20 protein-coding genes are annotated in these 19,153 nt (G+C 50.4%); 11 read left to right on the top strand and 9 right to left on the bottom strand.

Annotation, left to right across the window (positions count from 1 at the left end; all coding sequences use genetic code 11):
- Positions 1–75 precede the first annotated feature (75 nt).
- From HVY19_RS08230 to solA, 5 genes are all read left to right on the top strand, one after another.
- A complete protein-coding gene (locus tag HVY19_RS08230; protein ID WP_181683837.1) occupies positions 76–636 on the top strand; it encodes a lipoprotein in 561 nt (186 codons plus the stop codon).
- A gap of 101 nt (positions 637–737) precedes the next feature.
- Complete coding sequence (gene pyrC / locus HVY19_RS08225) at positions 738–1,784, top strand: dihydroorotase (protein WP_181683836.1); 1,047 nt, start codon at positions 738–740, stop codon at positions 1,782–1,784.
- 75 nt (positions 1,785–1,859) lie between these two features.
- A complete protein-coding gene (gene dinI, locus HVY19_RS08220) occupies positions 1,860–2,105 on the top strand; it encodes a DNA damage-inducible protein I (protein WP_042319691.1) in 246 nt (81 codons plus the stop codon).
- Between the two features lie 298 nt (positions 2,106–2,403).
- Positions 2,404–2,658 (top strand): biofilm formation regulator BssS, encoded by a 255-nt coding sequence (gene bssS, locus HVY19_RS08215; protein WP_181684241.1) that lies wholly within the window; start codon positions 2,404–2,406, stop codon positions 2,656–2,658.
- Between the two features lie 114 nt (positions 2,659–2,772).
- A complete protein-coding gene (gene solA / locus HVY19_RS08210; protein ID WP_181683835.1) occupies positions 2,773–3,891 on the top strand; it encodes an N-methyl-L-tryptophan oxidase in 1,119 nt (372 codons plus the stop codon).
- 53 nt (positions 3,892–3,944) lie between these two features.
- Here solA and HVY19_RS08205 read toward each other — a convergent pair whose 3' ends face one another.
- Positions 3,945–4,997: a rhodanese-related sulfurtransferase gene (locus tag HVY19_RS08205; RefSeq protein ID WP_181683834.1), complete on the bottom strand. Its 1,053-nt coding sequence runs from the start codon at positions 4,995–4,997 to the stop codon at positions 3,945–3,947.
- A 227-nt stretch (positions 4,998–5,224) separates the two neighbouring features.
- Here HVY19_RS08205 and HVY19_RS08200 point away from each other — a divergent pair, with 227 nt between their 5' ends.
- From HVY19_RS08200 to HVY19_RS08190, 3 genes are all read left to right on the top strand, one after another.
- Positions 5,225–6,145 carry a Kdo(2)-lipid IV(A) acyltransferase gene (locus HVY19_RS08200; RefSeq protein ID WP_181683833.1) on the top strand — a complete coding sequence of 307 codons (921 nt, stop codon included), beginning with the start codon at positions 5,225–5,227 and terminating at the stop codon, positions 6,143–6,145.
- Positions 6,146–6,307: 162 nt separating this feature from the next.
- A complete protein-coding gene (gene mdtG / locus HVY19_RS08195; protein ID WP_181683832.1) occupies positions 6,308–7,528 on the top strand; it encodes a multidrug efflux MFS transporter MdtG in 1,221 nt (406 codons plus the stop codon).
- A gap of 81 nt (positions 7,529–7,609) precedes the next feature.
- Entirely contained in the window at positions 7,610–7,984 is a 375-nt protein-coding gene (locus HVY19_RS08190) for a MysB family protein (RefSeq protein WP_181683831.1), read from the top strand.
- A 100-nt stretch (positions 7,985–8,084) separates the two neighbouring features.
- Here HVY19_RS08190 and mdoH read toward each other — a convergent pair whose 3' ends face one another.
- Positions 8,085–10,613 (bottom strand): glucans biosynthesis glucosyltransferase MdoH, encoded by a 2,529-nt coding sequence (gene mdoH / locus HVY19_RS08185; protein WP_181683830.1) that lies wholly within the window; start codon positions 10,611–10,613, stop codon positions 8,085–8,087.
- The gene (gene mdoG / locus HVY19_RS08180; RefSeq protein ID WP_181684240.1) at positions 10,606–12,141 is read right to left on the bottom strand and encodes a glucans biosynthesis protein MdoG; all 1,536 of its coding nucleotides are present in this window, start codon (positions 12,139–12,141) and stop codon (positions 10,606–10,608) included. The genes mdoH and mdoG overlap by 8 nt, the downstream gene beginning before the upstream one ends.
- A 280-nt stretch (positions 12,142–12,421) precedes the next feature.
- Here mdoG and mdoC point away from each other — a divergent pair, with 280 nt between their 5' ends.
- Entirely contained in the window at positions 12,422–13,570 is a 1,149-nt protein-coding gene (gene mdoC / locus HVY19_RS08175; protein WP_181683829.1) for a glucans biosynthesis protein MdoC, read from the top strand.
- A 15-nt stretch (positions 13,571–13,585) separates the two neighbouring features.
- Here the strand turns inward: mdoC and HVY19_RS08170 are convergent, their stop codons facing one another.
- From HVY19_RS08170 to csgB, 6 genes are all read right to left on the bottom strand, one after another.
- Complete coding sequence (locus HVY19_RS08170; protein WP_181683828.1) at positions 13,586–15,067, bottom strand: phospholipase D family protein; 1,482 nt, start codon at positions 15,065–15,067, stop codon at positions 13,586–13,588.
- Positions 15,009–15,542 (bottom strand): O-acetyl-ADP-ribose deacetylase, encoded by a 534-nt coding sequence (gene ymdB, locus HVY19_RS08165; protein WP_181683827.1) that lies wholly within the window; start codon positions 15,540–15,542, stop codon positions 15,009–15,011. The genes HVY19_RS08170 and ymdB overlap by 59 nt, the downstream gene beginning before the upstream one ends.
- An 89-nt stretch (positions 15,543–15,631) precedes the next feature.
- Entirely contained in the window at positions 15,632–15,955 is a 324-nt protein-coding gene (locus HVY19_RS08160) for a type 1 fimbrial protein (RefSeq protein ID WP_181683826.1), read from the bottom strand.
- A 34-nt stretch (positions 15,956–15,989) separates the two neighbouring features.
- On the bottom strand, positions 15,990–16,322 hold the full coding sequence (csgC, locus tag HVY19_RS08155) for a curli assembly chaperone CsgC (RefSeq protein WP_181683825.1): 333 nt from the start codon (positions 16,320–16,322) through the stop codon (positions 15,990–15,992).
- Between the two features lie 60 nt (positions 16,323–16,382).
- Positions 16,383–16,841: a curli major subunit CsgA gene (csgA, locus tag HVY19_RS08150; RefSeq protein WP_181683824.1), complete on the bottom strand. Its 459-nt coding sequence runs from the start codon at positions 16,839–16,841 to the stop codon at positions 16,383–16,385.
- Positions 16,842–16,882: 41 nt separating this feature from the next.
- Entirely contained in the window at positions 16,883–17,338 is a 456-nt protein-coding gene (csgB, locus tag HVY19_RS08145) for a curli minor subunit CsgB (protein ID WP_181683823.1), read from the bottom strand.
- Positions 17,339–18,097: 759 nt separating this feature from the next.
- On the opposite strand from csgB, the gene csgD reads away from it, so the two are divergent.
- Both csgD and csgE read left to right on the top strand, forming a co-directional pair.
- Complete coding sequence (gene csgD, locus HVY19_RS08140) at positions 18,098–18,748, top strand: biofilm master transcriptional regulator CsgD (RefSeq protein ID WP_181683822.1); 651 nt, start codon at positions 18,098–18,100, stop codon at positions 18,746–18,748.
- 4 nt (positions 18,749–18,752) lie between these two features.
- On the top strand, positions 18,753–19,142 hold the full coding sequence (csgE, locus tag HVY19_RS08135) for a curli production assembly/transport protein CsgE (protein ID WP_181683821.1): 390 nt from the start codon (positions 18,753–18,755) through the stop codon (positions 19,140–19,142).
- Positions 19,143–19,153 lie beyond the last annotated feature (11 nt).

Below are 19,153 nucleotides of genomic sequence, written 5' to 3'. Positions count from 1 at the left end.
CTGGTGTCCTTAGTGCTGGTGACGCATGCTGCTTTATGTCAGGATTACGCTATTGGCATCATGTTGAGGAAGCTCATGAAGAAGATATTTTTTGCCGCCGCGCTGGTTGTTGGCGGCCTGTTAGTTGGCTGTAACCAACTCACACAGTACACGGTCAGTGAACAGGAAATTAATCAGGCGCTTGAAAAGCACAATAATTTTGCCAAAGACATCGGCCTGCCTGGCGTTGCCGACGCGCACATTGTTTTAACCAATCTCGCAAGTCAAATTGGTCGGGAAGAGCCAAATAAAGTGACGCTCACTGGCGACGCGAATCTGGATATGAACTCTCTGTTTGGCAGTCAGAAGGCGACCCTGAAGCTGAAACTGAAAGCGCTTCCGGTCTTTAACAAAGAAAAAGGGGCCATTTTCCTGCAGGAAATGGAAGTCGTTGATGCCACCGTAACGCCAGAAAAAATGCAGGGGATTCTGCAAACACTGATGCCCTATTTAAATCAGTCTCTTCGGAACTATTTTAACCAGCAGCCTGCTTACATCCTGCGAGAAGACAGCAGTAAGGGTGAAGCCATGGCGAAGAAACTGGCCAAAGGTATCGAGGTAAAACCGGGCGAAATTATCATCCCGTTCGTCGATTAACTCCCCAGGGCGCATCAGCGCCCTTTTTTTCGTGCAAAGGAAAACGTTTACGCTTATCCTTTGTTTCCGGCAAAAATGACATCCTCAGCCGGAGCATATTGATGACTGCACCATCCCAGGTTTTAAAGATCCGCCGCCCAGACGACTGGCACCTTCACCTTCGCGATGGCGATATGTTGCAAACCGTTGTGCCCTATACCAGTGAAATTTACGCCCGGGCAATTGTAATGCCGAACCTGGCGCCACCTGTCACCACCGTTGATGCGGCCATGGCTTATCGTCAGCGTATACTTGCCGCTGTCCCGACCGGACATACCTTCACCCCGCTAATGACCTGCTACCTCACGGACACGCTGGATCCTGATGAGCTGGAACGAGGCTTCCGTGAAGGCGTCTTCACGGCGGCAAAACTCTACCCTGCCAATGCGACGACCAACTCCAGCCACGGAGTCACGTCTGTCGATGCCATCATGCCAGTGCTTGAGCGCATGGAAAAACTCGGTATGCCACTGCTGGTTCACGGTGAAGTCACCCATGCGGAAATCGATATTTTTGACCGCGAAGCGCGTTTTATTGAGACGGTCATGGAGCCTTTGCGCCGCCGTCTGCCCGCACTGAAAGTGGTGTTTGAGCACATCACCACCAAAGATGCCGCAGAGTACGTTCGCGACGGTAACGAACTGTTGGCGGCGACGATTACGCCACAACATCTGATGTTTAACCGTAACCACATGCTGGTCGGTGGGATCCGCCCTCATCTTTACTGTCTGCCGATTCTGAAACGCAACGTGCATCAGCAGGCGTTACGTGAACTGGTCGCCAGCGGCTTTGAGCGTGTATTCCTTGGCACCGATTCCGCCCCGCACGCCAGACATCGCAAAGAGTCCAGCTGTGGCTGTGCGGGCTGCTTTAACGCGCCAACGGCGCTGGCAAGCTACGCAACCGTATTTGAAGAGATGAACGCACTGGCTCATTTTGAAGCATTTTGTTCCCTGAACGGCCCTCGCTTCTACGGTTTGCCGGTGAACGAGTCATTCGTTGAACTGATCCGCGAAGAGCAGAGCGTTCCGGAGCACATTACGATCGCCGGCGACACACTCGTGCCGTTCCTCGCTGGCGAAACGGTACGCTGGTCCATCAAAAAGTAAAAAAAATACAGGCACCTGTTGTAACCTGGTTTGTTTAACTGTATAAATAACCAGTACATTCAACAGGGGGCCTTTATGCGTATTGAAGTCACTATTGCTAAAACTTCGCCTTTGCCTGCTGGCGCGATTGACGCACTGGCGGGCGAACTCTCCCGTCGTATCACCCATCATTTTCCGGATAATGACGGCAACGTTACCGTTCGTTATGCTGCGGCTAATAATTTGTCCGTCATTGGCGCGACTAAAGAAGATAAAGAACGAATCAGCGAGATTCTCCAGGAAACCTGGGAAAGCGCTGATGACTGGTTCATAAAAGAATAAAAATATGCTGTGCCGTGATGTTTTTTTGCCGGGTCGCCCCGGCTTTTTTTAAATGGTTGTTATTCCCGCTTTGCTTATATTTTCACCGCCCCAACAAAATATTTGTATGACTTAATCGAAAAGCATGAATGAGTTGCTGCTTAATTGTTCATAAAAATCTTAATTAGCAGAAATTTGTGCTATTCCCCCTTTAAATTTTCAGTGAATACCTTTATTTATTGATATACTGAAAATGCTTCAGATAAAAATGCATTGAACCTCGAAAACCGTTGTCTTGTAACACGAATTAGGGGGCATGATGGAAAAGAATAATGAAGTCATTCAGACTCATCCGCTTGTGGGATGGGACATCAGCACTGTAGACAGCTATGATGCGCTGATGCTGCGTTTGCACTACCAGACACCTAATCGTCCTGAAACGGATGGCACTGAAATTGGGCAAACGCTCTGGTTAACCACCGATGTTGCCAGACAATTTATTTCGATATTAGAAGCAGGCATCGCTAAAATTGAATCCGGCGATTACCAGGTAAATGAATACCGTCGTCATTAATGTGATGGTTAATCTCACCATAAAGGCACCGATTAGGTGCCTTTACCATTTCTGGGTTGTATATCTCACTTCACTTATTTACTCTGTTTTCATCGCGATAGCAGAGAGAATCCAATGAAATACGACTTAATCATAATTGGCAGCGGTTCCGTAGGCGCGGCCGCAGGTTATTATGCCACGCGTGCCGGTTTGAACGTATTGATGACCGATGCGCATATGCCGCCGCATCAGCAAGGTAGCCACCACGGTGACACGCGATTAATCCGTCACGCTTATGGCGAAGGTGAGAAATACGTTCCACTGGTGCTGCGAGCCCAGGCGCTTTGGGATGAACTCTCCACCCACAACGACGACCCGATTTTCATTCGTTCCGGCGTGCTCAATCTTGGACCTGCCAACTCTGCTTTCCTGGCGAATGTGCAGCAAAGCGCAACGCAATGGCAGCTGAGCGTTGAGCAACTGGATGCCGCTGCCATTATGGCTCGCTGGCCGGAAATTCGCGTACCCGATGATTACCTGGGGCTGTTTGAAGCCGATTCCGGTTTTTTGCGCAGCGAACTGGCTATCAAAACGTGGATCCGTCTTGCTGAAGAAGCGGGATGCGCACAGCTCTTCAATTGTCCGGTCACGGCGATTCGTCACGACACGGATGGCATTACCATTGAAACCGCTGATGGCGAATACAGCGCGAAAAAAGCGCTGATTAGCGCCGGCACCTGGGTTCAGACGCTGGTACCGGAATTACCCGTCCAACCCGTGCGTAAAGTTTTCGCCTGGTACCAGGCAGATGGACGTTACAGCGTTAAGAATAACTTCCCCGCGTTTACCGGCGAACTGCCAAACGGCGATCAGTATTACGGCTTTCCGGCGGAAAATGATGAGCTGAAGATCGGGAAGCATAGTGGTGGGCAGGTTATCCACTCCGCGGAAGAACGTAAGCCGTTTGCCAGCATTGCCAGCGACGGTTCCGAAGCCTTCCCGTTCCTGCGCAGCGTGCTTCCGGGGATCGGCTGCTGCCTGCACGGCGCGGCGTGTACGTATGACAACTCGCCGGATGAAGATTTTATCATCGACACCCTGCCTGGCCACGATAACACCCTGATCGTCACCGGACTCAGCGGTCACGGCTTTAAGTTTGCTTCGGTGCTGGGAGAGATTGCCGCCGACTTTGCGCAAGGAAAGCCACCCGCATTTGATCTGTCGCCGTTCCGGCTTTCCCGTTTTCATTCTTAATGAAAAAATGGCCTCGTGATGAGGCCATTACTTTGTCGCCAGGTTGGTGGCCGCTATTCGGTGGGATCCGGGATCCCCAGCTTGGTATTCAACCGTCCGCGTGATTTATTGAAAATCTTGTTACCGTTCTCACGTCCGGCACGGCGGCGACGCTGCTCTTCTTCTGGCAGGGTGCTCTCCTCGCAGCAAACTTCGCTACAGCAGCCCTTGAATTTTTCTGCGCACGCCGGGCACTGGATAAACAGCAGATGGCAGCCGTCGTTTTTGCAGTTAGTATGGCTGTCGCACGGTGCGCCGCACTGGTGGCAATGCGCTATCACTTCCCCGGAGATTCGCTCCCCCATCCGCTCATCAAAGACAAAGTTTTTCCCGATGAAGCGTACCGGTAACCCCTGCTCGCGAGCTTTACGCGCATACTCGATAATTCCGCCTTCAATGTGCCAGACCTTATTAAAGCCGTTATGCTTCATCCAGGCGCTGGCCTTTTCGCAGCGTATACCGCCGGTGCAGTACATGACAATCTTCTTGTCACGATGCTCTTGCATCATTTCTACCGCTTTTGGCAACTGCTCGCGGAACGTATCCGCCGGAATTTCCAGCGCATTCTCGAAGTGCCCGACTTCATACTCATAGTGGTTACGCATATCAATGAAGACGGCGTCCGGATCGTCAAGCATGGCATTCACTTCTGCCGCTTTCAGATAGTCGCCCACGTTGCTGGCGTCAAAACTCGGATCGTCAATGCCGTCGGCGACGATACGCTCACGCACCTTCATGCGCAAGACCCAGAAGGATTTCCCGTCATCATCCAGTGCGATGTTCAGCCGCAGTCCGTCAAGCGCCGGGTCAAACGCATACAGTTGAGTACGAAACGCGTCGACATGACTTTGTGGCACGCTGATTTGAGCATTGATGCCCTCATGCGCGAGGTAAACGCGACCAAAGACGTTGAGTGAGAAAAACAGCTGGTAAAGTTCATCGCGGGTTTGCTGTGGGTTAGCGATCGTGAAATATTTATAGAACGAAATCGTGGTGCGTGGCTCAGTTTCCGCTAGCATACGGGCCTTGAGCGCGTCATTCGAAATGCGGTTGTGTAACACTGGCATGGTGTACGTATCCTGCAAAGGGTGAAAATAGAAAATCGGGCGGCATCATATAGCAATCCCTGCCAATTTACATCCACACATTTTGCGCTACATTTCATCTTTCATGGAAAAAAAATCAATAACAATCGTTCTCTTTTTCGCCAACCTGTAGCCACAAATTTTTGCCAGGGGCAAAAAAGTGCGACAATACAGATATTTCTCGTTTGAAGATTTTTAACAGGACAGAAATGACGAATTTACCCAAGTTCTCCGCAGCGTTACTGCATCCACGGTATTGGTTAACCTGGCTCGGTATCGGCGCACTTTGGTTGGTCGTGCAGTTACCCTACCCGGTTATCTATCGCCTGGGCCATATCATGGGTCATCTGGCGCTGCGTCTGATGAAACGGCGTACGCAAATTACTCATCGTAACCTTGAGCTGTGCTTCCCGCAGATGAGCGCGCAGGAACGCCACAATCTGGTAGTCAAAAATTTTGAATCCGTTGGGATGGGGTTGCTGGAAACAGGCATGGCGTGGTTCTGGTCCGATCGCCGAATCTCCCGCTGGACGGAAGTCATTGGCATGGAGCATATTCGCGATGTGCAGGCACAGCAGCGCGGTATTTTACTGGTCGGCTTGCATTTCCTCACGCTGGAACTGGGCGCAAGGCTGTTTGGCTTGCAGGAGCCAGGCATCGGCGTCTATCGCCCGAACGATAACCCGCTGCTGGACTGGCTTCAGACATGGGGCCGTATGCGTTCAAATAAGTCGATGCTGGACCGAAAAGATCTGAAAGGCATGATCAAAGCGCTGAAAAAAGGTGAAGTGGTCTGGTATGCGCCCGATCATGACTATGGTCCGCGCTCCAGCGTATTTGTGCCGCTGTTTGCCGTAGAGCAGGCCGCCACCACATCCGGTACCTGGATGCTATCCCGTATGTCCAATGCCTGTCTGGTGCCCTTTGTTCCCAGGCGCAAACCGGACGGCAAAGGTTACCAGTTGATCATGCTGCCGCCAGAATGCTCTCCTCCGCTGGACGACGCCGAGACAACGGCCGCCTGGATGAATAAGATCGTTGAAAAGTGCATCATGATGGCCCCCGAACAATACATGTGGCTGCACCGCCGTTTCAAAACGCGTCCTGAAGGTGTGCCTTCACGCTACTGACCCTTCTCTTTTGCAGCTCTTTACGGGCTGCGTCCCCGCCTGTTTTAGCGATAAAAGCTCTCCGCATTGCAGCCTTCCCGTTAGGGGCGCATACTTAATGTGCTTAATTTTTATTCTTTTTTTGCCTTAAAGCGCCAACAGCGCGCCATACTGCGGATCGCTATGTCACTGTCTGATACACCTATCAACTGGAAACGTAACCTCGCCGTCGCCTGGCTCGGCTGTTTCTTAACCGGCGCGGCTTTTAGTCTGGTAATGCCTTTTCTACCACTTTATGTCGAACAACTCGGCGTAACGGGGCATGGCGCATTGAATATGTGGTCCGGCCTGGTATTTAGCATCACGTTTTTATTTTCCGCGATCGCTTCACCGTTTTGGGGCGGGCTTGCCGATCGGAAAGGCAGAAAAATTATGCTGCTGCGCTCGGCGCTGGGTATGGCGATCGTCATGCTGTTGATGGGCGTGGCGCAGAATATCTGGCATTTGTTGATTCTCCGCGCGCTGCTGGGCTTACTCGGTGGGTTTATTCCCAATGCGAACGCGCTGATCGCCACTCAGGTTCCCCGCAATAAGAGCGGCTGGGCGCTGGGCACCCTTTCCACAGGCGGCGTCAGTGGCGCCTTGTTGGGCCCGCTCGCCGGCGGTTTGCTGGCTGACCAGTATGGGCTGCGTCCCGTTTTCTTCATCACCGCCGTTGTGCTGTTGATCTGCTTCATATTAACGCTTTGTTTAATTCGTGAGAAATTTCAGCCCATCAGCAAAAAAGAGATGCTCCATATACGCGAAGTTATCACCTCGCTTAAAAACCCAAAACTGGTGCTGAGTCTGTTTATTACCACCATGATTATTCAGGTTGCGACCGGTTCCATCGCGCCAATCCTGACGCTGTATGTACGGGAGCTGGCGGGTAATGTCAGCAATATTGCGTTTATTAGCGGCATGATTGCTTCCGTTCCCGGCGTTGCGGCGCTGCTCAGTGCGCCAAGATTGGGTAAGCTCGGCGATCGCATAGGCCCGGAGAAAATCCTGATTGCCGCGCTGATCGTCTCGGTTCTGCTGCTGATCCCGATGTCCTTTGTCCAGACGCCCTGGCAACTGGCCGTTCTGCGCTTTTTACTGGGGGCCGCCGACGGCGCCCTGCTCCCGGCCGTACAAACCCTGCTGGTCTATAATTCCTCCAACCAAATTGCCGGACGTATCTTCAGCTACAACCAGTCGTTTCGCGATATCGGTAACGTCACCGGTCCCTTAATGGGCGCGGCGATATCCGCCAACTACGGCTTTCGGGCGGTATTTATGGTTACGGCGGGAGTGGTGTTATTCAACGCGATCTATTCATGGATAAGCATACGCCGACGGGCCACCGCGCGGGTAAAGGGATAATTTTTTAGCATTAATACTTGCAACACCAGAGAATCAACTATTCTTTCCCTGATTACCTCATCAAATCAAAGGGAGACTCTGATGACCATGTACGCCACGCTGGAAGAAGCCATTGACGCCGCCCGTGAAGAATTCCTGGCGGACAACCCAGGGCTCGAGCAGGAAGATGCCAATGTACAACAACTCAATGTGCAAAAATATGTGTTACAGGATGGCGACATCATGTGGCAGGTGGAGTTTTTTGCTGACGAGGGGGAAGAAGGCGAGTGTCTGCCCATGCTCAGCGGTGAAGCTGCACAAAGCGTTTTTGACGGTGATTACGATGAGATAGAGATCCGCCAGGAATGGCAGGAAGAGAACACGCTACATGAATGGGACGAAGGGGAATTCCAGCTTGAGCCACCGCTGGACACCGAAGAGGGGCAAGCGGCTGCCGACGAATGGGATGAGCGGTAAACGGTACACGTAGCGCCCGTAGGCCGGATAAGGCATTAACGCCGCTATCCGGCTACTTGCCCGGTGGCGCTAACGCTTACCGGGCCTACGGGAACTCCCCTTACTTTTTCTGCAACGCCAGCGGATTGAGGTTAACACCCTGATAGTAGTTAACCCACGACGAATACTTCTCAGGCGAACTCCATACCCGATAGTGTAAACGCACCATAGTCACCGGATCGCTAAGCAGTACCAGACGGCGGTCGCGATTCAGTTTTTCCGGCGTTTCGTTCAGCGCCTGCTCGACGTGACGGTCACGCGCAATTTCCAGCACCTGGCTGGCGCGGTGACGTGCGGTCGCCATTGCCGTTGCCAGCGCGTTAAACGACGGATTAAACACCGCATGCATAAAGCCATCTTCCAGGGAGCGTTCACGGTTCATCACCAGGTACTTATCAGTATCGACCAGCACCTGCGGCGGCGAATACTCTTCCGGGATCAAGAACAGCTTCCAGCGCTTAGTGCGCAACCCCACTGTTGAACGGCTGGAAATCACCGACACAAACGGCGACAGGATCAGCGAGAAAACGATCGGTGCCAGCCAGAAGAGGAAGCGCAGATCCAGCCAGGCCATGCCAACCGCCCATACCAGACCAAGCAGTAGTTGCGAGCCATGGCGCATAAACGCTTCTCCCCACGGCGTGGAGTCATCATCACGCTGCGGCGAATTCCACACTACTTCCCAACCCAGGAACGCGCTGACCACAAACACGGTATGGAACAGCATACGAACCGGCGCCAGTAAAACGGAGAACAGCACTTCCAGTAGCAGAGACAACGTTACACGGAAGAAGCCGCCATATTCTTTCGTCCCTTTACACCAGATAAGCAGGATACTCAGCAGTTTCGGCAGGAACAGCAGTACCATTGTCGATGCAAACAGCGCAATCGCCAGTTCCGGACGCCACTGCGGCCACACCGGGAATAATTGTCGCGGTTGCAGGAAGTATTGCGGTTCAGTCAAGGCATGCACCACCTGCAACGCCGTCGAAAGTGCAAGGAACATAAACCACAGCGGCGCTGAGAGATAAGACATTACACCCGTCAGGAACACGGCGCGGTGAACCGGGTGCATCCCTTTAACCAGGAACAGACGGAAGTTCATCAGGTTACCGTGACACCAGCGACGGTCACGCTTCAGTTCGTCCAGCAGGTTTGGCGGTAACTCTTCATAAGAGCCAGGCAGATCGTAAGCAATCCACACGCCCCACCCCGCACGGCGCATCAGCGCGGCTTCCACAAAGTCATGGGAGAGAATGGAACCGGCGAAAGAGCCTTCACCTGGCAGCGGTGCCAACGCACAGTGTTCGATAAAGGGCTTCACGCGGATAATTGCGTTGTGCCCCCAGTAGTGCGATTCGCCAAGCTGCCAGAAGTGCAAACCTGCGGTGAACAGCGGCCCGTAGACGCGCGTCGCAAACTGTTGGCAACGGGCGTACAGCGTATCCATACCGGATGCCTTCGGCGATGACTGGATAATCCCCGCATTCGGGTTCGCTTCCATCAGACGCACCAGACCGCTCAGGCAGTCGCCGGTCATCACGGAGTCGGCGTCCAGCACGACCATGTAGCTATACTGGCTGCCCCAGCGGCGGCAGAAGTCGTCGATGTTGCCGCTTTTACGCTTCACACGACGGCGACGGCGGCGGTAAAAAATCTGCCCTTCGCCCTGTACTTCGGCGATCAGTTCCATCCACGCTTTTTGTTCGGCTACGCAGATGTCCGGATTGTAGCTATCGCTGAGGATATAGACATCGAAATGTTCACCGTTTCCGGTCGCCTTAACCGATTCCCACGTTGCACGCAGTCCGGCAAAGACGCGGTCAACGTCCTCGTTACAGATAGGCATGATCAAGGCAGTACGATGCTCAGGATTCAACGGTTCGTCACCGACCGTTGACGCCGAGATGCTGTACTTATCGCGACCAATCAGCAGTTGCAGGAAACCCATCAGCGCAGTCCAGAACCCGGCGGACACCCAGCAGAACAGCACGGCGAAAAGGATCAGAATGCCGGTCTGCAGCATATAAGGCAGCAGTTGCATGAAGGAAACCCACAGATCCTGTCCAACCATGTCCGCAGGGTTGATCAGCGCCCAGCCTTGATACGGAAGAATGGTCTTCATGTACCAGGTGGCAACGACCGTCTGCGCCAGGGTCAGCAGCAACAGCGTATAGCGGCGGAGCGTCCCGACGGTACGCCATTTCTGTTCATTTTCTTGCTCTTCTTTGGTCAGACGAGAGAGATAGCGTGGAGTGACATCCCGCCCACGCAGACGATCCCAGAAACGCCCTACCGGGTTGGTTCGCCACGGATCGGGAAACATAGAAGAGCGTTTGGCTTTCGGCATCGCCTGAAGCTGGTCACGCCCTTCGTCATCTTTGATAAGTTGTCCTTGCGCCAGCGCGTTCGGCCAGGCTTGTTCAAGACGCGCTTTAACAGACCCCTGCGGTGAATCGTCTTCTCGCGAGTAACGGCGATGCTCGGCATCCAGCGCTTCATGCACCGCACGGATGTCAGTTTTCGGCAGTGCCGCTTTCTCGATATCCGAAAGCGGCAATGCGTCAATGTACTCAGTTGTCTTATTCATTGGCAGGTAACTGGTAGCTCCAGGTTTCACTTAGCGGCTTATCAGCATTGACTAATGCAGCACGCATTTCAGTGGTTTTCTTGGCGTCTTTCACTTTCACGCGCAATGTCAGACGCCAGCCCTTAGTCACCGGGTTATAGCGGACTGCACTTTCCACAATCTCACCATTATCGCCAATGCTGGTTTGCGCGGTCACCGGCGTGTCCTGCGGTAATTTTTTCATGTCTGCGCCGGTAAAATCGACGACAAAAGCAATGGTACCGTCAGGCTGGCGGATGAGATTGGACTGCTTAACATCGCCAGTTGAACGGCGCGTCTGCTGCACCCATGCGTTATCCGGCGCATGCAGTTTGTCTTCATCGCGGCTGAACGTCAGGGCATACTTAAAGTTCATCTCTTTGCCCGGCTCAGGCAACTGATCCGGCGTCCAGTAAGCCACGATGTTATCGTTGGTTTCATCGTTGGTTGGAATTTCAACCAGTTCAATTTTGCCCTTGCCCCACTCGCCTTTCGGCGTGATCCAGGCGCTTGGGCGCAGGTCATAGCGATCGTCTAAATCCTCAAAGCGAGAGAACTGACGGCCACGCTGCAGCAAACCAAACCCTTGTGGGTTTTCCATCGCAAAACTGCTTACCGCAAGGTGTTTCGGGTTATTCAGCGGACGCCAAATCCACTCGCCATTACCGGCGTGAATGGACAGGCCATTGGAATCATGCAGTTCAGGACGATAGTTGGTCGCCGGCGAAGGCTGGTTTGGCCCAAACAGGAACATACTGGTTAACGGCGCAACGCCCAGTTTGCCGACTTTATCGCGCAGATAGACTTTTGACTGTACGTCTACCACGGTGTCACGGCCAGGCATAATCACAAAACGATACGCGCCGGTGGCACGCGGAGAGTCGAGCAATGCGTAGATAGTCAGGCGCTTGTCTGTCGGTTTTGGACGTTCAATCCAGAACTCACGGAAGCGGGGGAATTCTTCGCCAGAGGGCAGCGCGGTATCAATCGCCAGACCACGCGCCGAAAGCCCGTAGACCTGACCAGCACCCAGTACGCGGAAGTAGCTCGCGCCAAGCATGCTGACGATTTCATCGTTTTTATCTTTACTGTTGATGGGGTACAACACTTTAAAACCGGCGAAACCAAGATCTTTTACCGTGTCTTTGTCATGCTGAACGTCGCCGAAATTGAAGTAATCCGGGCTGTACTTAATTCTTTTAACCGCTGTTGCGGTCACTTCATTGATTTTGACCGGCGTGTCGAAATACATACCCTGGTGGTAGAATTCGAGCTTAAATGGGGTCTTGATATTGCTCCAGTAAGCCTTGTCGCGATTAAACTGGATCTGCTGATAGTCCGCATATTTCATATCGCGGAAAACGGAGGGCAAGTTGCTTTTAGGCGCCTCATAGCCTTTACCGGCTAAAGATTGAGCTTGTTTGGCGACGTCATCGATGGTGAAAGCCCAACCAGACGAGGCATACAGCGTTAACATGACTGCTGCACCCAACCAACGCATTTTCATCATTTGTAGTTTATGTTTCATAATTAGTAAGCACTTCCCCCTTTGTGTGCTTATATCGATCCGATCTATTTTAAAGGATAATCAGGCATTACGACAACTGAATCCCGGCATTGTTCTGCTCGCTGGCTCATGGATTAAGCACCTTTTCAGAGCTGTTTTCACTTTGCGTGCTTATCCTGGAGACAGGTTGTCGTACTTCGTGTAGGGTTGCCACCGAATGTAACTATTATTCGCCTTAGGGATAAGACGAATAGTCCGAGAAACTGAGAACACGACCATAGCTATGAATCCCGTACCCGCGCAGCGTGAATATTTTCTTGACTCCATCCGCGCCTGGCTGATGTTGTTGGGTATCCCCTTCCATATCTCGTTGATCTATTCAGGTCATACCTGGCATGTCAACAGCGCCGAACCATCATGGTGGCTCACTCTTTTTAACGATTTTATTCATGCGTTTCGTATGCAGGTCTTTTTCGTTATTTCGGGTTATTTTTCGTACATGTTATTTCTGCGTTACCCGTTAAAACGGTGGTGGAAAGTGCGTGTCGAACGCGTGGGAATTCCCATGCTGACGGCGATCCCGCTGTTGACGTTACCGCAATTTATTATGCTGCAATATGTCAAAGGAAAAGCGGACAGTTGGCATACCCTTTCTCTTTATGACAAGTACAATGCGCTGGCCTGGGAACTCATTTCTCACTTGTGGTTTTTACTGGTTCTCGTGGTATTAACGACGGTGAGTCTGGCGGTATTTAGCTGGATGAAAAATAACCTGCAAAAATCCAGCGGCGCTTTTTCGATGCGCAAGCTAACGTTCATCTTTTTCTTACTTGGTATTGTCTATGCGATAATAAGGCGCACCATTTTTATGGTTTATCCGCCTATTCTCAGCAATGGGTTATTCAATTTTGTCGTCATGCAGACGCTGTTTTATATCCCCTTTTTTTTACTGGGTGCGCTGGCATTTATCTCTCCGCAGCTCAAAGCGCTGTTCACGACGCCGTCACGAGGATGCACGCTGGCTGCGGCGCTGGCCTTTATTGCCTATCTGGTAAACCAACGCTACGGCAGTGGCGATGCCTGGATGTACGAAACAGAATATGTCATCACCATGGTCATGGGATTATGGATGGTCAACGTGGTCTTTTCGCTGGGCCACCGTTTATTGAATTTCCAGTCTGCGCGCGTCACCTATTTTGTTAACGCGTCGTTATTTATTTACCTGGTGCATCATCCATTGACGCTATTTTTCGGTGCCTATATTACGCCGCATATAGCATCAAACCTGCTGGGCTTTTTGTGTGGGCTCGTTTTTGTTGTGGGTATCGCCGTGGTACTGTACGAAATACATTTACGTATTCCGCTACTTAAATTCTTATTTTCAGGTAAACCCGCCGTGGCGCAAAATAAAAGTAACCGCGTGACCGGCTAAATCTGGCTCTCCCCGTTACAATAACCATTCGACGGGCAGTATTGTCGCCAGCCGTACCAGAACCCGCTTCCAGAATCCTGTCGCGGGTTCTTTTTTGAGAATCACCTCGTTACCCTGCTGTCGGTCAACCCAGTTGATCCTTCCCCAACGATCCAGTCGCAATTGCCAGGCAGCATCGCGCTGACTCTGCGTGAAGCGCTTGTGAATCAAGGTCGCGAGGGTTTCACTCTCAATCACAAACCCCATCTCTGTATTCAGCATTGTGGAACGCGGATCAAAATTGAGCGAACCAATAAACACTTTTCGACCATCAATGCTGAAGGTTTTCGCATGCAGACTGGAACCTGAATTCCCGGTCAGCCCTCGGTCATGAAGTACCCTGTCATGCTCCTGTGTCGGCTTTAGCTCATAAAGCTCAACCCCGTAACGTAACAGTTTTTTCCGCCAGCGCGCGTAGCCTGCATGCACGACGGCAACATCATTCGCGGCTAAGGAATTGGTCAAAATCGCTATTTTGACGCCTTTTCTGACCAGTTGCAGCAGTTGCGCCACGCCTGCACGCGTCGGGACAAAGTACGCGGAAATGATGTCTATACGCTCACCAGGCGACCCCATGACATCAAACAAGCGCTGAGGCAGCAAGGAATGGCGCGGAACCTTTCCCTCGCCTTTGGAGGGATCGTCACTAAGAAGCCGCGTGCGCGCCCAGATGAGCGGTAACGCACCGCTTTCGAGATGAGACATGAACTGGCTGGTTTGCAACTTATGCAAATACCGCCGCGTAATGTCCGTGTTATACCAGGACTCCGGCAATTCTATTCTCTCGGTGATTTCTTCCTCAGAGAGCGCCAGTACTGATTTCAGCGTCGATACTGAATCACAGCACCAGTAGCGTTCAAAATCATCGGCAACATCTTTCACCACGGGGCCAACGGCCATCACGTCCAGGTCGGAAAACAACGGTTCTTCACCTGCACCAAAGTAGGCATCGCCGATATTGCGCCCGCCCACCAGCGTCACCACGCCGTCGGCGGTAAAGCTTTTATTATGCATACGGCGGTTGAGACGGGCAAAGTCGGTCAGATAACCGAGCGCCCGCAGCATGCGAAACGAGAAAGGGTTAAATAACCGCACTTCAATGTTTGGATGCGCATCCAGCATTTTCAGCGTGTCATCCAGACCCGGCGTATTGTTATCGTCCAGCAGCAGACGCACATGCACTCCCCGCTTTGCCGCCGCCAGAAGGACTGCAAACAACAGTCGTCCGGACATATCCTCTTCCCAGATGTAATACTGCACATCAAGCGTGGTTTCTGCCATTTCCGCTAATAGATAGCGAGCGGCAAAGGCATCCAGGCTATCATCCAGCGCGAGGATACCGCACTCATTCGGATGGTTTTCACACAGGGGAACGATGGCGCGAGCAAGCCGGGTCAACTCATTCATCGCCTTGCTGGGTAAGTAGTCTCTGATAAAGCTGGGCTGTTTCTTCGTCATAACAGACAAAGTATACCTGCTCAGGCAAAACGCGACGGGTAATGAATTCCGAAACCGTTTTAACCGCAATCTCGGCAGCGGCGGCGCGAGGATAACCATACACACCGGTACTGATTGCGGGAAAGGCTATCGATTGATAGCCATTCGCCAGCGCCAGGTTAAGGCTGTTGCGGTAGGCGTCCTGCAACAGCTGATCTTCGTTGTGATCGCCGCCACGCCAGACCGGGCCCACGGCATGGATCACCGCCCGTGCGGACAGTCGGCCTGCGGCGGTAATCACCGCATGCCCTGGCGGGCATTCTCCCTGTAGCTGCCTGACTTGCTTACAAGCTTCCAGCAACGCCGGTCCCGCCGCACGGTGGATAGCGCCATCGACACCGCCGCCCCCTAATAATGAGGAATTTGCCGCATTGACGATGACATCAACGTCAACGGTGGTGATATCCCCCTTGATAACGTGCATACGCGTTTTCATAAAACCTCCTTGCCACACTGAATCTTTCAAGTGTACAGCAGGGTTTCGCATGAAATCGCGCTTTTCGTTATTCCCTACCCCTGCCATTTTTAGCGGTAATCGATACTCACGACGGCTAACGTTTGCTGCTTATCAAGATAACGCATGTTAACTGTCGCAATTTGTTTAAAGCGTTGTGGTGAGTGAAGCAATGTTTGTGGGGAATAATAGTGCGTATCTAACTGCCCCTGACGTTCGCATGACATGGTAAAGCGCTTTTCTACACGACTGACCTCACAGGGAGATTCAACAACTTGCCCCGTGAAATGAATAACACCCCGCTGACCTTCCGCACCCGCTATTGCGGTGGAAGAAAAAAGGGACAATAAACAGAAGGGGAAAACCACTTTATTGAACGCAGCAGATGCCAGCATAGGTATTTCCTCAAAGAAGAGTCATCCCTTACAGTTAAGATGATGATGCTGACGTTGGCCATTGCTGAGACAAATGCAGCGATTGACCGTCAGAAACGGTGACTACAATAGTGACGGAGTCTTGCGGAGAAATATTAAGACTTAGCGTAGTCAAATCAATAGGCTGATTGGCCGGTAGCGAAAGCGTTCTTTTTTGTTGCGATCGACTTTGTCCGGCTATGCCATCGCGGAGCGCGATAATTTGCACCTGGCAAACACAGGGTTGCATTAACGTGACTTGAGGAATAATGGTGAACATCTCGCCTTGCTGGGTTGTATTAAAGGTTATCTGATTAGAAAGCGCCGCAAGAAGTAATAACGTGTGCATACCGTCCTCCCGAAAAAAAACAGGGCTTTCGCCCTGTTTAATTTCAGCACATAAACTGAATTAGTACTGGTTAGCCGTGGCGTTGTTGCCGAAACCAACCTGATGTACCAGAACGCTGGAGTCAGAAGCAGTCTGGTTAACCAGAGCGCCGTTGTTTCCACCGTATTGGCTTACAGTAATATCAGAGTTTTTGCCGTTCCATTGGTCGATGGTGGCGTTGTTTCTGAAGCCATTCTGAGTCAGATCGATAGTGCTGTTATCAGAACCCTGACCAACGTCAGCGCCGTTACCGAACCCGTTCTGATGAATAGTGGTATCAGATTTACGAGCGTCGCTTTGCAGCGCAAGTGCAGAGTTATTCACCCCAGACTGGTAAATACTCAGCGTGGATTCAGCACCGGTATTATTACCGCCACCGCCGTGATTACCGCCGCCGCCACCCCATTGTGGAACGGAACCAGCCAGAGCACTGCCAGAAACCACGATTGCTGCAAATGCTGCCACTTGTAAAAGTTTCATGGTAAACCCCCATCGGATTGATTTAAAAGTCGCGAAAAACATTAACGTTGAATAACGCGAATTGCCATTTGCGACTGTCTCTGCACTACAACTGCTGTTTTTTGCGTACCGTACTGAGTAATATTTTCTTTATTTCCAGAACCTTTCTGGATAATCATCGCAGTATTACCGTAATTACTTTGCGATATACTGGCATCATTGCCATTGCCTGTCTGCGCAATATAAGCAAAGTTATAAGCTCCTGATTGGTCAACTTTAGCCCGGTTACTTCCACCATCTTGCGAAACAACCGCCTTAAGTCTCGAACCATCCTGGCGTGTATTTGCACTATTATTAGTGCCGACTTGACCAATTATGGCTGCCTGATTAAATGAAGACTTGCTTAATTCATTTACCGCAAAGTTATATTCCGATCTCGCCAGATCATAACTTGACGCGGTTGCAATCCCAGGCGCACCCAGTACTGTTAACATCATAAATAACATTCTGTTTTTCATGTTGTCACCCTGGACCTGGTCGTACACGGGTAAATAATATTTTTCAAGCTGCTTGTTAACGCGATTCGTAATTTGTTAACGCTGCGTAACGTTAAAGAGTATGTCTGCGGAAACATTTTAAATAACTCACCCAGCAGTTGTATTTTTAAAGTATCACTCACACCAAAGTACTAATTAACGGATATCTCTTCTTCTATTGCCCTTTAATTTAATTTTTAGGGCTGGTGCTGAATTAATTGATTTTACGCCTACTAATCTGCTGTCCCGTGTCGATTTTACGGACAACGTCAACACTGCTGGATGGGTAAGATGAATAACTCGTGACAAACATCGTCTTTTCTTAGAAAAAAATGAGCACAAGAGTGAAAGGAAGAAACAATGAAATTTCATCACTGAATCATAACGCATCATTTTATGATAAAACCCATTAGTTACAGACAATTATATTAATTTGTATGATTTTTTAAATCTATGCAAATACGGGAAGATGTACAACTTTATTATCATTTTAAAAGCTAAAATCACCCGATAGTTAACAAATTAATATATATTTTTACATTTGGTTACAAGTTTAACACTTGCTTTAAGGTTTGTAATGGCTAGATTGAAAACAGTTGTAGTTCATTTGTATTAATATTTTCACCCTTTTGGGTTGTTTCTAATTCTTTACACAGCAGTGCAACATCTGTCAGTACTTCTGGTGTCTTTATTTTCTAAAGACAACTGTCAGATGTGCGACTAAAAAAGTGGGGTTTCATCATGTTTAATGAAGTCCATAGTATTCATGGTCATACATTATTGTTGATCACTAAACCGTCCCTGCAAGCAACGGCATTATTGCAGCACTTAAAACAATCTCTGGCGCTTACCGGAAAATTGCATAATATTCAACGTTCTCTGGATGATATCGCCTCTGGTTGCATTGTTTTAGTGGATATGATGGAAGCGGATAAAAAAATCATCCATTACTGGCAAGATAATTTAAGTCGGAAAAACAATAATATCAAAACGTTATTGTTAAATACACCCGACGACTATCCTTATCGTGATATTGAAAACTGGCCACATATCAATGGCGTTTTTTACGTCGCTGATGACGAAGAACATGTTGTTAACGGGCTGCAAGGGATCATGCGGGGAGAATGCTACTTTTCTCAGAAACTGGCCAGCTACCTTATCACTCATTCGGGTAATTACCGTTACAACAGTACCGAGTCGGCTCTGCTCACCCATCGTGAAAAAGAGATCCTCAATAAGCTGCGTATTGGCGCCTCTAATATCGAAATCGCACGCTCACTGTTTATTAGTGAAAATACGGTCAAAACACATCTTTATAATTTTTTCAAAAAGATAGCTGTTAAAAACCGTACGCAAGCGGTTTCATGGGCAAACGATAACCTCAGGCGATAACGCCATGAAACGCTATATGACCTGGCTTGTAGCAACACATCTGTTGTTTGCTACGGGGAACGTGCAGGCAGTGGAAGTCGAAGTACCGGGGTTATTAACTGACCATACTGTTTCTTCTGTGGGACACGATTTTTATCGTGCCTTTAGCGACAAATGGGAAAGCGAGTACACCGGCAACCTGACCATAAATGAAAGACCCAGTGCGCGTTGGGGTAGTTGGATCACCATAACGGTTAATCAGGACGTTATATTCCAAACCTTTTTATTCCCAACGAAAAGAGACTTCGAAAGAACTGTTGTCTTCGCCCTGGCAGAAACAGAGGATGCGCTTAACCGTCGGCAAATAGATAAGACACTATTGAGTACCGGCGATTTGGCACATGACGAATTCTAATAAGTAATTTT

It is taken from the genome of Citrobacter sp. RHB25-C09 (genome assembly GCF_013836145.1).
GTDB lineage: Bacteria > Pseudomonadota > Gammaproteobacteria > Enterobacterales > Enterobacteriaceae > Citrobacter_A.
The sequence above is the reverse complement of the archived record's forward strand: the minus strand, read 5'-3'. Positions and strand labels throughout refer to the sequence as shown.

What these genes read in the sequence shown, in the direction of transcription:
- HVY19_RS08190 (WP_181683831.1), top strand. Translation starts at nt 7,610, where the DNA reads ATGACCATGTACGCCACGCTGGAAGAAGCCATTGACGCCGCCCGTGAA.
- HVY19_RS08170 (WP_181683828.1), bottom strand. Translation starts at nt 15,067, where the DNA reads ATGACGAAGAAACAGCCCAGCTTTATCAGAGACTACTTACCCAGCAAG.
- csgC (WP_181683825.1), bottom strand. Translation starts at nt 16,322, where the DNA reads ATGCACACGTTATTACTTCTTGCGGCGCTTTCTAATCAGATAACCTTT.
- mdoG (WP_181684240.1), bottom strand. Translation starts at nt 12,141, where the DNA reads ATGATGAAAATGCGTTGGTTGGGTGCAGCAGTCATGTTAACGCTGTAT.
- csgA (WP_181683824.1), bottom strand. Translation starts at nt 16,841, where the DNA reads ATGAAACTTTTACAAGTGGCAGCATTTGCAGCAATCGTGGTTTCTGGC.
- csgB (WP_181683823.1), bottom strand. Translation starts at nt 17,338, where the DNA reads ATGAAAAACAGAATGTTATTTATGATGTTAACAGTACTGGGTGCGCCT.
- dinI (WP_042319691.1), top strand. Translation starts at nt 1,860, where the DNA reads ATGCGTATTGAAGTCACTATTGCTAAAACTTCGCCTTTGCCTGCTGGC.
- pyrC (WP_181683836.1), top strand. Translation starts at nt 738, where the DNA reads ATGACTGCACCATCCCAGGTTTTAAAGATCCGCCGCCCAGACGACTGG.
- mdtG (WP_181683832.1), top strand. Translation starts at nt 6,308, where the DNA reads ATGTCACTGTCTGATACACCTATCAACTGGAAACGTAACCTCGCCGTC.
- HVY19_RS08230 (WP_181683837.1), top strand. Translation starts at nt 76, where the DNA reads ATGAAGAAGATATTTTTTGCCGCCGCGCTGGTTGTTGGCGGCCTGTTA.
- HVY19_RS08200 (WP_181683833.1), top strand. Translation starts at nt 5,225, where the DNA reads ATGACGAATTTACCCAAGTTCTCCGCAGCGTTACTGCATCCACGGTAT.
- mdoC (WP_181683829.1), top strand. Translation starts at nt 12,422, where the DNA reads ATGAATCCCGTACCCGCGCAGCGTGAATATTTTCTTGACTCCATCCGC.
- mdoH (WP_181683830.1), bottom strand. Translation starts at nt 10,613, where the DNA reads ATGAATAAGACAACTGAGTACATTGACGCATTGCCGCTTTCGGATATC.
- HVY19_RS08205 (WP_181683834.1), bottom strand. Translation starts at nt 4,997, where the DNA reads ATGCCAGTGTTACACAACCGCATTTCGAATGACGCGCTCAAGGCCCGT.
- csgE (WP_181683821.1), top strand. Translation starts at nt 18,753, where the DNA reads ATGAAACGCTATATGACCTGGCTTGTAGCAACACATCTGTTGTTTGCT.
- csgD (WP_181683822.1), top strand. Translation starts at nt 18,098, where the DNA reads ATGTTTAATGAAGTCCATAGTATTCATGGTCATACATTATTGTTGATC.
- solA (WP_181683835.1), top strand. Translation starts at nt 2,773, where the DNA reads ATGAAATACGACTTAATCATAATTGGCAGCGGTTCCGTAGGCGCGGCC.
- HVY19_RS08160 (WP_181683826.1), bottom strand. Translation starts at nt 15,955, where the DNA reads ATGCTGGCATCTGCTGCGTTCAATAAAGTGGTTTTCCCCTTCTGTTTA.
- ymdB (WP_181683827.1), bottom strand. Translation starts at nt 15,542, where the DNA reads ATGAAAACGCGTATGCACGTTATCAAGGGGGATATCACCACCGTTGAC.
- bssS (WP_181684241.1), top strand. Translation starts at nt 2,404, where the DNA reads ATGGAAAAGAATAATGAAGTCATTCAGACTCATCCGCTTGTGGGATGG.